The following is a 13,073-nucleotide window of genomic DNA, read 5'->3' as shown; positions in this document are numbered from 1 at the left end:
GGTGACACAAAGACGTCCAGAAACGTCCAAAAGGCACTGTGACAGTTTCCATAGCCAGTCCTATATATCTCTCCACCAATCAAAGCCTTAAGACCACTGTGACAGGTGATACGCATTTGAAACTTTGGGTGACACATTGTACTTGCAAATGATCTTTTAAAGGAGCATTCAAGTGGAGCAATTCAAGGAGTAGTTTGGTGCAATTTGGCGCACTCATACAGTTTCCACAGTGAAATGTCATAAACACAAGTTCATTAGCCTCCAGTGAGATGTCGCACTGACAGATGAGGGCGAATGTAGTCACGGTTTTATGGCATATCAACATAATAACTGTATAAGAGATTGTTGCATTATGCGGAAATGGGTTTGAGGAGGAGCTGCGGACATGAACCGACGGGGACGTCGGTAAATCCATAATCATGGAACGCCTTCTCATGGAACGCCGACGTCCCCGTCGGCGATAGTAGCGATGAACATGACACATCTGCAAATCTGTAACCGATCCACAAACCATCTACAAATCTGTAGCCGATTCACAAACCATCTACAAATCTGTAGCCGATCCTACGGACATGAACCGACGGGGACGTCGGTAAATCCATAATCATGGAGCGCCGACGTCCCCGTCGGCGATAGTAGCGATGAACATAAATCGAAAATAGAGCGGAAATAAGTTGACAAAATCGGGCTCGCTGATGCACATGAACCGATTATTTTAGTAGCGAGGATAAATGGCGCGACTCTTTAGCAAGGATTACCACGATAAATCGGCGTCATGGTACTTCAACCATGCGGTTATCGCATTGGCGGACGGGGATTTGGAGTTTTGGAAATCCGTGGACGAACAGGGCAGATTCAACCTGCATTTTTTTGCGGTTACGGACAAAAGGGACTATTTCTCCGCCCGGGTGGATATCGTCTATGACAAAGTCGGTGAAAGAGTTATCAGCCACACTTGTTCCGAATGCAAGGACGCGGAGGATTGCCGTCATTATCTATCCATTTTGCGCTACAGCTATCATCATCTCAAGACGGAGATCTTTTCCGCTCCGGTGATCGAAACCTGCGATGGAAACGATCTGCGGGCAAATGAAAGCTGGCAAAACACCGTGCATGCCGCCCGTTTCGAACTGGAAGGGATCTATAATCCCGTTCTGGACAAGATCAGATTCTATCATGGCGAGTTTGACCCGATCGAGCTCCCACTTTTGATCAGAATCTCCCTTGACGAAATACCGGCGAGTGTTTCCGCTACCAAGATTGAAGACTATCAAGCCAATCTGGGCGTTTTCAGCGACAACGAAATCAGGTTTTTGCAGTTTTTACACATTCACCGCTCCGCCTACAGTGCCAAGGGCAGGTTTTATTCCATCTACAAAAAGGATTTTGCCGCCGCTTTGGGCTTGATGATGAATCTGGGAGAGCGGTTTCGCGTTCGCGAGAGCGGTGAGATATTGCAGATATTTTCCACCGTCTATCCCCTCAGTCTGAGGATCGAAGCGAGGGGCAGGAAGGATTATATCGTCTATCCGGTGATCGTGGAAGAGCTTTCCATCTGCTATTCGGGCTACCCCAGCTGGCTTTTTTTCCGCAATCAAGTGCGCCCTGTGTATCTTCCCTTCCGTGGCGAAGTGATCGAAAAACTGATGAGTTCGTCCCTGATCATCAATTCCCGCGAACTTGTCTATTATCGCACCGTCGTCTATAACGAGCTGCGCAAACACGACATCTATCTGGATATCGACAACTCGATCGAACTGCCATATATCATCAGCGAGCCACCGCGGATCAAATTGAAAATAAAGCAGATGGATCATAGAATCCTCTTGGAGGGAAAGCTCAGCTACTTAGGCGAGATCGAGATCCCGCTTTCTGTGGTGCGCTTCCAGACTCCTTTGATCAAAAGCGATTACACTCGAGGAGCAGAAAGCGGCAATGCATGGTTCTATCTGCCGCCCGATGTTTTTGACAAGGTCAGGATTCTGGTCAAAAGCCTGCCCGGCGCTTCGCATGACCGCATCGGAGAATTTTCCCAGCTTGTTTTTGAGGGAGATAGTGCTTTGGCGGAACTGCGCCAAAAAGTATTCGAAATGGGTGAAAAAGACTGGGACATCGAGATCGACCCCGCGCTCAATCGTGAATTTATTCACAAAGTGCCTTTGCAAGTGGAGATCAGCGCCCGGCGCTCCGATGAGATCGAATGGTTTGAGTATGACATCAGCTATAAATACCGGGATTTCAGCTTCACGCACGATGAATTGAAACGCTTTTTCCGTTCCAAGGACGAATTTATCCACACGGTGGACGGAAAGATCGTCTTCGTGGAAAACCGCGAGGCTTTTGACGAAGTGGAACGCCTGCTCGCGCAGAGCGAACGCAAAGCGGACGGCGTCTATCGTGCCCGGATGCTCAATCTGCCATATTATCAGAAACTTATGCAGGAAAACACGGGTTTCAGATTCCTCGGGGACGATTGGTTGAACCACGTATCCAAGGATCTCGTGCGTAGGCATTTGGATCGCACCGAACCCTTGCCGCAGTATCTGCAAACGGTCTTGAGGGGATATCAGAAAACCGGATACGCATGGCTGAAGATGTTGCAGCACTATCACTTGAATGGAATCCTCGCAGACGAGATGGGCTTGGGCAAGACGATCCAGTCGCTTGCCGTGATCCTCAGCAGCCAGAGCAGCAAAATGAGCCTGCTGATTTGCCCCAAAACCCTTTTATACAACTGGGCTGCGGAGATCGAAAAGTTTCATACCAATATCCCTTATCTCATCGTCGAAGGCGGCAAGGAGACCAGAAGAGAGATGCTGAACAATCCCAACGTGAAACTGCTGATCATCTCCTACAGCGTTGTGCTAAACGACGTTGCCTTGCTGCGCGATATCGAATTTGAGTGGATCGTATTGGACGAGGCACAGAATATCAAAAACGTCTCCGCCCAGCGCACCAATGCCATCAAAAAGCTCAAATCCGCGCATCGGATGGCGCTTTCCGGCACTCCGGTGGAAAATAATCTCACCGAATTGTGGTCGATCTTCGATTTTCTCATGCCGGGATACCTGGGGACACTGAACCGTTTCAAACAGGATTACCTCAGCCCGGAAAACCCTGAACAAAGCGTTGCCAGGCTGCACCGCAGTGTCTCGCCCTTCATCCTGAGACGCGTCAAGAAAGAGGTGCTTCTGGAATTGCCGGACAAGCAGGAACAGGTTTCCTGGTGCAAGCTCAATCCGATCCAGGAAAAGCTCTATCTGCAGATATTGGAGATGGTGCGGCAAAAGCTCTTCCCCGCCAGTGAAGGACAACCACTGAACTATATCCATATCCTGGCAGCGCTTACGAAGCTGCGCCAGGTCTGCAATCATCCCCATCTTGCCAATAACGACATATTGCCGGAACTCGCAGCCAGCGCCAAACTCGAACAATTGGTGGAGCTGGTGCAGGATTCCATCGATAGCGGACACAAGGTATTGGTATTCAGTCAGTTTGTGCAAATGCTCAAGATTGCGAAAAAGGTCTTTGACGATCTCGGAATCGCTTATTCTTACTTGGACGGACAAACCAAAAACCGCATGCAGGTAGTGAACGATTTTGAATCCGATCCCGCCAAACGCCTGTTTCTGATCAGTCTCAAAACCGGCGGAACGGGGCTGAATCTCACTTCTGCGGACACGGTGATCCTCTTTGATCCCTGGTGGAATCCGATGGTGGAAAACCAGGCTATCGATCGCACTCACCGCATCGGACAGACAAGAAAAGTGCAGGTCTTTCGTTTGATCTCCAAAGGCACGGTCGAAGAGAAGATCATGGAGCTGCAAAAAGGCAAGCTCGATATGTTTGAGGCGGTGATGTCCGAGGGTCAGCAAATGCTTAATTCGCTCAGTTTTGACGAGGTCAGTTCGCTTTTTGATTACCGATAATTTCACTTGACAGTTTTCCCCTTTGCCGGCGTTTGGTAATCTGCTAAAAAAGAAATTACCAAGGGAGAGATAGATGCTTACCATTGACTGGAAAGAGAGACTGAACAAGGATGCGGACGATTATCTGATAAACAAGCTGCCGAAGAATGATTTTGACTTTGAAATCATCTTCAACGCATATCCTGAACGGATTAATGGTAAGGTTCCCCACGATGTGATCGTCCATGTTGCCGGGAGTATAATCACCAAACTGGGCAAAAATCACGAGAAATACATTCCTTTTTACAATTCACTTTGGGCAAAGAAAGGTGATTATGGCAAGACCGCCTTCATCCATATCATGGCAAAGATCATTTCCAAGAAACCCGCCGTCTATATCCCCGTCGTGGAAAGCGCAATGCAGAGCGCCAGTTCTGCGGAAATGGCTTCGATGATGGAGAAGATCATGCTGCCGCTGCTGCGCAAACACCCGGAAAATTATCTCAGCGTAGTCTATAAATGGGTTGAAAAAGGCTCTGAGGGACTCCGCAAACAAGCGATGAGCCTGCTCATCAAGCTGATCAAGAAACTCCCAGAGCTCACCAAAGAGATCGTGAACCACTTTGTCAACCAATGGATCTATCCCTTGGGGGACTGTCAGATAAACCACGTCAATCTGCTCAAAGTGGTTGCCAGGCTGGATGAAAGCATCTATCTGGATATCTACCGCGAATATCAAAGCAGCCGCGATCCCCAAACCGTGGAAGTGCTCTGCGCCTCGATCCAGGACTATCATCCGGAGCTGGAACCGATCGTGGAAAACTGGACGAAAAGCGGAAACGCCAGGCTCAAAAAAGCCGCTCTCACCGCACATCGCTTGCTTCTGAAGAAGAAGGGTAAATGATGGATTTGAGCCTCTTTATCACTGCAAACGGCATGGAAAAGATCCAGCGGCGGATCAATACCCTGATGGCGGAACGCCCGGAAGTGATAAAAGCCATCGCCATCGCCCGCGAATTTGGCGATCTCAGCGAAAATGCCGAATACAAAGCAGCCCGTGAAAGACAACGCGCAATTGATACCGAGATCGACGGTCTGCGCCGCCGCGCTTCGAGACTCAAAGTGGTGAACCCGGATTCCCTGCCCAAGGACGCGATCCGTTTTGGCAGCATCTGCCTCACCATCGACGATCAGACCGGCGAGCAAACCTCGTTTCAGGTGTTGGGCGTGGACGAGCTTAATTTCTTTGACGAACCGGGCATTCAGGCGGTTTCCGTTCTTTCTCCCATCGGCAAAGCGCTGCTGGGTAAAAAGCCTGGTGAGACCGCCATCGTCAAAGCTCCCATGGGCGAACGATACTTAAAAATAGATCAAATAAATTAGATAAATCTGGAGCATGAATGAAGAAGAAAGAAACCAAGAAAAGCGTGCTTGCTTATGAGCGCAAAAACTTTTGGAAGGATGCCGGAGCGGTTTCAATAGCCGCGGCATTTGATTATGCAACGGCATACAAGGACTTTCTCAATGAAGCCAAGACAGTGCGCGAGACAATCGTCTATACTGAAGGGCTTCTGAAAAAACACAAGTTCCAAGCCCTGCCCGCTAAAACAGGCGGCAAAAGGGTCTATAGCATTTTCCGCAACAAGACCATCGCCATGGCGGTTATCGGTTCAAAACCGGTATCCGAAGGCTTTCGCATGGTCGCCGCGCACATCGATACCCCCAGAGTCGATCTGAAACAAAATCCCCTCTATGAAGATTGCCCCAGTAGCATGGCTTGCATGAGGACGCATTATTATGGCGGCATCAAGAAATATCAATGGGTTTCTACTCCCCTTGCTTTGCACGGTTTTGTCGTGAAAGCCGATGGCAGCACCATCCACATCAGCTTTGGCGAAAGCGATGATGAGCCTGTCTTCATCATCCCGGATCTCTTGCCCCATCTTGCTAAAAAGGAACAATATGCCAAGAACTTGGCGGATGCCATAGACGCTTCCAGGATGAATCTCGTCTTCAGCGGCATGTGCGCTCCCGGCAGCGAGGAAAAGGAAGCTGCCAAAGCTTACGCGCTCAAGCTTTTGAACGATAAATACGGCATCACCGAGAGCGATTTCATCTCCGCAGAACTGGAGCTCCTCCCAGCTAACAAAGCCCGCGATGCCGGATTCGATGCCAGCATGGTGGTTGGCTATGGACAGGACGACCGCATTTGTGCCTACGCTGCGTTGACTGCAATGCTCGCAAACCTCGATGCCAAGCCGGAATACACGATGATCGTCTATTTCGCCGATAAGGAAGAGGTCGGCAGCCAGGGCAACACGGGTGCGCACTCCATCTTCATCCAGGATTTTGTGGCATCACTCCTTCGCCAAAATGGCGAATCCGACAGCAGCAGCAATCTGCGCCGCGTCTTTATGAGCTCCGAAATCCTTTCAGGAGACGTTACCGCGGCGATCGATCCCAACTATCCAAGTGTGCACGAACGCCAAAACGCGGTGCTCTTCAACCACGGCATCGGTATCTCCAAATTCACCGGCACCGGTGGAAAATATAGCTGCAACGATGCCAATGCCGAATTCACCGCCAAGGTCATCCGTATCTTCAACGACGCCGGAGTATTCTGGCAAATGGGATCGCTCGGCAAGGTCGATGAAGGCGGCGGTGGCACCATTGCCTTTATCCTTGCCAATCTGGGAGCCGAAGTGCTCGATTGCGGCACCGGCTTGATGGGGATGCATTCGCTATATGAAATGTGCAGCAAGGCGGATTTGTATTCCACCTACACTGCATATAAATCTTTTGTAATCAGTAAGTAAACTATACCCCATACATAAGGAGCGTAACATGAAAAGAGTATTATTGGCTATGTGTGCGATTATACTTGTCGCAGGCTGTGTCAGCAACAAATCGCTGAATGCGGATCGGGATAAGATCAGCATGCTGGAGACCCGTCAAAACACACAGGACACCGAGCTGGAAGTCCTGCGCAAGGAAATCCTATCCGAAAGAAAGAACATCGAAAGCCTAAGCGTGAAGCTGATCGGCATCACAAACGAAGTGCAGACTCTCGCCGTATTGCAGAAGCAGATTGACGACCAAAACGCCGACCTGCTGTTTCTACTGAGCGAATTGGCATCCTTCAGAACCGTGCTGACCGAACTTGGCGATTTTAATGACAATCTGGAAAAACGCATCGCAGAATTACGAATCGCCGGCAGCACCGAGCCTGCCACCCTTCCCAAGCTTGGAGATACCGATCTCAGAGCCACGCTTGCCGCTCTGGAAAAGGCTTCTGCCGACAATGCCAAAGCCTATGCCGAATTGAGGGAAGAGCTGGATTTTCTGATCGAGGATACCGATCACAACTTTGATGCCTACGGCGAATACCTTGCGGAAATCAAGGAAACAAAAAGCGTTGCTGCCTTCGACGGCGATAAACTGACCCCAAAAAACATCGAAAGGCTCGACTATCTGAGCAGCAAGTTCCAGGCTGATCTGAATGACCTCCGGGCTATGGTTTATGGCATGCAGGGCAAAGATTTCGCTTCCATGGACGATCCCGAAATGAGAGCCACTGCCCAAACCGGCTTGAATCAACAACTGATCGATCTCGAAGCCGGACTGACCGAAAAGATCATCGCCGAATCCGAGACCAGACAGGATTACATGGAGATCCTCAGCAACCGCATGAGCGAAGTCGAGATGGACATGGATTATTATCTCGAAATCGAGCGCGAGGAAAGAGATATCATGCTTGCCGACATCAATGACAAGCTGGACATCATCCAGATTGAAATCAAACTCATCAAATCCGAAAGCAAAGATACCACCACAGCAGTTCGCGGCGATCTTGAATCCATGCGCAGACGGGTGGAATCCGTCAACACGCAAATCGTGGGCGTCACCACTGATCTCGAAGCTGTGATCGTCAAAGAAAAAGCCGCCGCTCTGAGAAAACGTAATCTTGCCGTCAATTCCTCCTATCAGGCTGCTCTGGCTCTGTATAACAAGAAGAACCATGAGAAATCCATCGTCATGTTCGAGGATTTTGTGCTAACCTATCCGGATCACGATCTCACCGCCAACGCCTATTATTGGATCGGCGAAAACTATTATGCCGCCGGCAATTTTGACAAGGCGCTGCGCGAATTCCAACGCGTCGCCAACCAATATCCGGCACACTCCAAGAGCGCCGATGCCAAGCTCAAGATCGGCCTTTGCTACTATCAACTCAAAGACAACTATTCCGCCAACAACCAGCTTTCACAGCTCAAGGCAAATTATCCCGATTACGGCAGAATGGATATCGTCGATAAATACCTGCGGCTCACCGCTAATTAATCGATGCAAAAGCTCCTGTTCCTGATACTGCTTGCCACGTTTTTTTGCGCTAACGCCAATGCACGTCTGAGCCATGTGGAGCTTGGCGATCTCAGCATTGAACTGGCGGCGAGGATGGATCTGCGAGAACCCATGTTTCTGGAAGTCCGAGCCGGTGAATGGAGCTCCGCCCTGGAAACGAATATCCGCCGCATCCTTTTGGAGAAAGGCGCCGACGTTCGTGAGAGCGGGGCAAACATCCATTTGCCGGCTTTGACCTCCACCACGGATCGACCTGAGGAACAGCAAAGCATTGACCTGAAGCCTTTTTACCTTTCCTCCGCTTCCCTCGTGCAAGTGCAGATGGAATTGCAGTGGCAAACGGTGGAACGAAAAAACTTCCTGTCCTACCGTAATGAGCGTAAGCCGCTCTATGTCTTCAACATCAGGCAGATCAGCCTGCCGTCCTTCCGGCTGCAAAAGATTTCCACCTATAGCATCCGACCCAAATTCTCCCCCGAAAGCGAGTATTCCGTCTCCGGCATCAAGTGGTTTGAACCGATGCTCGCCACCGCCGCCCTGGCTTCGATCATCTATCTACTTTGGACTACCGAATAATGAACTTGAGGATATTATCCATGCGACATTACATTCTGATCACCATCGTCATCCTGCTCCTGATCGCAGGCTGTGCAAAGAATCGCAGTATCATGACCGGACAGGAGAAACTGGCTTTGGCGGATGAGCTGTTTGCCAACAAAAAGTTTGCCCGTGCCGCCGAACTCTATGGCGACGTATATTTCGAGCGCACCACTGTTTCAACCGCCTATGCCCTTATGCGCCAAGCCGATAGCTATTTCAAGATCAACAAGTTTGCCGATGCCAGGATCGCCTATTTGGAATTTACCGACGCTTTTCCACAACATCAGGATGTCCGAACCGCCTTTTTCAAGATCGGACTTTGCTACTTGCAGGAATCCCACAGTTCCGAATATGATCAGACCGAAACGCTCGCCGGCATCGAGGCTTTTCGCACTTTCATCAGCAAATATCCAAACGACGAGCGCTTTCAGGAAGCCCTATCCCAGATCCGCAAGGCGCAGTATAAGTTGATCGAAAAACGCTATCGAAACGGCTATATCTATTTCAAGATGAAGGATTACAGCGCCGCGCTGATGTATTTTGACGAAGTGGTCAATTTGGGAAACACGGATAGCCTCGACCGCCAATCCCTCTACTATTCCGCGCTTTTGCATCTGAAACAAAATAACCATGGCGCAGCACGAACCAGCTTTCAAACCCTGCAAAACAAATACCCCGGCTCAAAAGAGACCAAAAAACTGCTAAAGCGCTTCAAATAGGGGAATCCATTTGTGCCGGAAGCTCTGATGGGATATTACGCGATATTGGGTGGCAGCTTCGATCCCATCCATCTGGGGCATCTGCACATCGCCGGACAAATCCTGAGTTGCACGGATATAGCGCGTGTGATATTTATGCCGGTGCGTCGGCATCATTTCAAATCCGCCTCCATCAATGCCGATTTTGATACACGCCTGCGTATGATCAAATCCTGCCTGCAAAAGGGAATGGAGGCTTGGGACGAGGATGGCGGCAGCACAGGTTTCACTGCCGATTTGATGAAAAAACTCCATCAAAATCATCCCGAAACTAAATTCTGCTTTGTAATCGGCACGGACAACCTGGTCTCGCTCGTAGATTGGTATGATTTTCAGTGGCTGAAGGACAACGTCCTGTTTCTGGTCATCCCGCGTCCGGATTTCCCCCCCGATCCATCGATGCTGGCAATGATCAAAGCCCAGATTTTGCAGATTCCCTTGTCCGGTGTTTCCTCCTCGGAAGTTCGCCGCAGAGCTTTATCCGGCGAATCTCTGGATGGCTATGTTCCTCCCCAAATAATCGATCAAGTGATGAGAATATATGGCAAAAAAAGCTAAGGACTCCAAATTCCTCGACCGCATCCCCCTGAGCGCGAAACAAACCCTCGGTGAGGAAATCGCCAATTGCGTCATCCATGGCAGTGGCGTCGGACTTTCGATCGCCGCCTTGGTCATTCTCGTGGTCTTCGCAGCAAGGCAAAGCGATGCTTGGAAAATCGTCTCCTTCAGCATCTACGGCGCCACGATGATCGCTCTATACACGGCATCGACGCTCTATCACGCCTTCCCCCAACCCAGGATCAAACGCTTTTTCCGCATCATGGATCATTCCTCCATCTTTCTTTTGATCGCGGGCACTTATACTCCCGTCACGATTGGCACCATGCGCGGAGCCTGGGGCTGGACACTCTTTGGCATCATCTGGACACTCGCGATTGCCGGTATCAACCTGAAAATCTTTGCCCTCGGCAAGATCAGAATCCTCTCCATCGTCATCTATATCGCCATGGGATGGATGATCGTCATCGCCATCAATCCCCTCCGCCAACACGTTCCACCGGCTCTTTTGACCTGGATGCTGCTTGGTGGTCTGTCCTATACCTTTGGAGTTATCTTCTACGCCTACAAGAAAATGCCCTATCATCACGCCGTCTGGCACCTCTTTGTCCTCGGCGGCAGCATCTGTCATTTCTTTGGGATGCTGACTTTGGTGAGATGAGAGATGTTTGTGGGTGACCCGATGAGCCAACTCTGCAGTTCACCTGCTCACCCGTTCACCTGTTCACCATCCATTACAATTCCTTATATGCCGTCCAGAATTTGAGGTTTTGAGCGATGGGAACGAAGCCGGCTTTGCCATAGACCTTGATCGCTTCCGGGATGGCGGAATAGAGGTATAAATAGTTGTCGCTGCGTTCTTTGTGGTAGTGCAACACATAGTTTATCAAGGCGCTGGAATAGCCTTTTCCGCGATAGAAATGATGAGTATAGACGTCGTCCACGCGGGAATAACCCACAAAGATATTGACTGAAGCGAGGGTGACGAGTGCGTCATTGGCGAATCCAGCCAAGAGATGATAATTGGGGTGGCTGAGATGGCGCTCCAAGACCTTGATCGCCCATTCGCCCTGTTTGTCCGAAAGCACAAATTCTCTCAGCTCGGGCGTGATCGTTTTGAGGCGTTCAAAGCGGATGCCGTGCACCGGAGTGATGCTGCTGTCTTTTTCATGCAGAAAGAACTGGTTGCCATGCTGTTCGATCGTGAAACTATTGGTTTCAAGCAGAGGGGTGAGAACTTCCAGCTCGTTTTCCTTGAAGGCGGGATACAAGCGCGGATTGATGCCCTTGGCTTTGTAGAAACTGAGGATCTCCTTGATGCTGGAACCGACGCCGATAAAATCCGAAATAATGGCATGATTACTGTCGTGCGATTCCTTGTTTCCCTCGTTCCAATAGATCAAACCAAAGTCCTTGGGCACGCAATTGGTGAAACGTTTGGCAAATTGCAACTCGGTGTCTATGAGCCTTTGGAGGATGAAAGGCATAGTCATAAGGTCTCCTTATTGGACATATATTTCAATGAAACAATAAGAATATAATCGGGTGGATTCAGTCAATAAAAAAAACGCATGATATCTCAGTCGTTCGCAAAAAACATGATGCTTTCAACAAAACATCCGAATCCATCCGTCTTGGCGAATTCTGCAAATCCGAGCTGTTTGAAAGCGAACGCTATGTCTTTATGGAGATTGGATGATCGGTAGATCCCGGCTTTCTGCAGAGCTTTGTAGTAAGCATCTTTCAAGGAGATTTTGTGAAGTGGTCGAACAATTATCTTGACAGCTATTGTGGAAATAGTTATCATCCAAATAAGAAGTTTTTGGTAAATTAATTCGATGGAAATGTCGCTTTTGTTTTACAAGGGAAAGCGGTTTCCGAAGGAGGTTTTGGCAAATGATGAATGGACTATGCGCAGATATTTCTGCAAAGAATGACGATGGTTTCGAAACCGGATTGCTCTGATTTTTCGTGAGCACGAGATGTAATTGACATATCGTGAGTGATGATCTTAAAAAAACAGAGCCGCTACCTTCAGCAGAACCCAAACCAAATAAGAACAGGAGTTTAACATGAACAGTAAACATATATTAGACAATATTACCCCCCCCCATGATTAAGCAACTACTGATAATTGCGGCTATTTTGCTTATAGCAGCGGTTGGTTTATTCGGCATTCAAGATAGCGAGGCTGTCTGGGATGATAATCAATCTCAACCTAAGTCTTATGATTATATCCTATTGCCCGGCGGAGCACAAACATTTGCCAGTGTTCTGTGGCAAATCCAAACCCGTTACGGCAACAACGAGAAGAACACTTTTACGGTGGGATTGTCAAACGGAGTGTATCAACAAAGTGTTTATTGCTTTTTAATGGACTCAACTCTAATATTAAATAGGAGAGTCAAATGAAAACAATGAAAGTAATTATAGTCGCCTTCCTATTGTTTATACCGATATTCTGCATCGGAATCGTTTACAATAACTTCTTAACCGTCGATCCGTCTCAACCTCTGTCATATACAAACAAGCTGAATATCCAGGACGCGATCTCTATGGCCCATAGCATTCCCGGGAACACCCAAATTACTGTAGTCGCCGGAAACTTTGGAAGCTTTGCCATCAGCCCAAGGCAGAGTGGCAAAGCGCTCAGAATATTGGGGACAAAGGTGTCAGAATCGCATATAACCACTATCGTTCAGCAAGGGGATGCTCCCTTAGCCCAAGTTTTGCATGAAAAATGTGTTTTTAGTCATTTTGGAATCGTAACTCATTGAAAAATAGTATTTGAGTTTCGGAAAATAGCCAATTAGTGTCCAAAATCAGGGCTTTGCAGGAAAAATATATATTGACAGCTTCAGCGCCTGGATTTTCTGGGATTCATGTT

At 48.9% G+C, this 13,073-nt stretch carries 13 protein-coding genes; 11 read left to right on the top strand and 2 right to left on the bottom strand.

What is annotated here, in order from left to right; genetic code table 11:
• Positions 1–731 precede the first annotated feature (731 nt).
• The 9 genes from Q8M98_03150 (at position 732) to Q8M98_03110 (ending at position 10,847) form a co-directional block, all read left to right on the top strand.
• Positions 732–3,929, top strand: a complete 3,198-nt coding sequence (locus tag Q8M98_03150) for a DEAD/DEAH box helicase (protein ID MDP3113752.1) — start codon at positions 732–734, stop codon at positions 3,927–3,929.
• A gap of 73 nt (positions 3,930–4,002) precedes the next feature.
• On the top strand, positions 4,003–4,812 hold the full coding sequence (locus tag Q8M98_03145; GenBank protein ID MDP3113751.1) for a hypothetical protein: 810 nt from the start codon (positions 4,003–4,005) through the stop codon (positions 4,810–4,812).
• Positions 4,809–5,291, top strand: coding sequence for a transcription elongation factor GreA (greA, locus tag Q8M98_03140; protein MDP3113750.1), 483 nt, complete (start codon positions 4,809–4,811; stop codon positions 5,289–5,291). Before Q8M98_03145 ends, greA begins: the two co-directional genes overlap by 4 nt.
• Before the next feature lie 17 nt (positions 5,292–5,308).
• Positions 5,309–6,724, top strand: coding sequence for an aminopeptidase (locus tag Q8M98_03135; GenBank protein MDP3113749.1), 1,416 nt, complete (start codon positions 5,309–5,311; stop codon positions 6,722–6,724).
• 28 nt (positions 6,725–6,752) lie between these two features.
• On the top strand, positions 6,753–8,249 hold the full coding sequence (ybgF, locus tag Q8M98_03130) for a tol-pal system protein YbgF (protein ID MDP3113748.1): 1,497 nt from the start codon (positions 6,753–6,755) through the stop codon (positions 8,247–8,249).
• A 3-nt stretch (positions 8,250–8,252) separates the two neighbouring features.
• Complete coding sequence (locus Q8M98_03125; GenBank protein ID MDP3113747.1) at positions 8,253–8,846, top strand: hypothetical protein; 594 nt, start codon at positions 8,253–8,255, stop codon at positions 8,844–8,846.
• Between the two features lie 20 nt (positions 8,847–8,866).
• Positions 8,867–9,589, top strand: coding sequence for an outer membrane protein assembly factor BamD (gene bamD, locus Q8M98_03120; GenBank protein MDP3113746.1), 723 nt, complete (start codon positions 8,867–8,869; stop codon positions 9,587–9,589).
• Positions 9,590–9,616: 27 nt separating this feature from the next.
• Positions 9,617–10,186 (top strand): nicotinate (nicotinamide) nucleotide adenylyltransferase, encoded by a 570-nt coding sequence (gene nadD, locus Q8M98_03115; protein MDP3113745.1) that lies wholly within the window; start codon positions 9,617–9,619, stop codon positions 10,184–10,186.
• Positions 10,170–10,847 carry a hemolysin III family protein gene (locus Q8M98_03110; protein MDP3113744.1) on the top strand — a complete coding sequence of 226 codons (678 nt, stop codon included), beginning with the start codon at positions 10,170–10,172 and terminating at the stop codon, positions 10,845–10,847. The genes nadD and Q8M98_03110 overlap by 17 nt, the downstream gene beginning before the upstream one ends.
• Positions 10,848–10,920: 73 nt before the next feature.
• Here the strand turns inward: Q8M98_03110 and Q8M98_03105 are convergent, their stop codons facing one another.
• Together Q8M98_03105 and Q8M98_03100 are read right to left on the bottom strand one after the other, a co-directional pair.
• Positions 10,921–11,673: a GNAT family N-acetyltransferase gene (locus tag Q8M98_03105; protein ID MDP3113743.1), complete on the bottom strand. Its 753-nt coding sequence runs from the start codon at positions 11,671–11,673 to the stop codon at positions 10,921–10,923.
• Between the two features lie 92 nt (positions 11,674–11,765).
• The gene (locus tag Q8M98_03100; GenBank protein ID MDP3113742.1) at positions 11,766–11,933 is read right to left on the bottom strand and encodes a hypothetical protein; all 168 of its coding nucleotides are present in this window, start codon (positions 11,931–11,933) and stop codon (positions 11,766–11,768) included.
• 365 nt (positions 11,934–12,298) lie between these two features.
• Here Q8M98_03100 and Q8M98_03095 point away from each other — a divergent pair, with 365 nt between their 5' ends.
• Together Q8M98_03095 and Q8M98_03090 are read left to right on the top strand one after the other, a co-directional pair.
• Positions 12,299–12,598 carry a hypothetical protein gene (locus Q8M98_03095; GenBank protein MDP3113741.1) on the top strand — a complete coding sequence of 100 codons (300 nt, stop codon included), beginning with the start codon at positions 12,299–12,301 and terminating at the stop codon, positions 12,596–12,598.
• The gene (locus tag Q8M98_03090) at positions 12,595–12,963 is read left to right on the top strand and encodes a hypothetical protein (protein ID MDP3113740.1); all 369 of its coding nucleotides are present in this window, start codon (positions 12,595–12,597) and stop codon (positions 12,961–12,963) included. The genes Q8M98_03095 and Q8M98_03090 overlap by 4 nt, the downstream gene beginning before the upstream one ends.
• The last annotated feature ends 110 nt before the right edge of the window (positions 12,964–13,073 follow it).

Source organism: Candidatus Cloacimonadaceae bacterium, assembly GCA_030693415.1.
Taxonomy (GTDB): domain Bacteria; phylum Cloacimonadota; class Cloacimonadia; order Cloacimonadales; family Cloacimonadaceae; genus JAUYAR01.
Note: the sequence above shows the minus strand (reverse complement) of the source record. Positions and strands in the feature narration are given on the sequence as shown.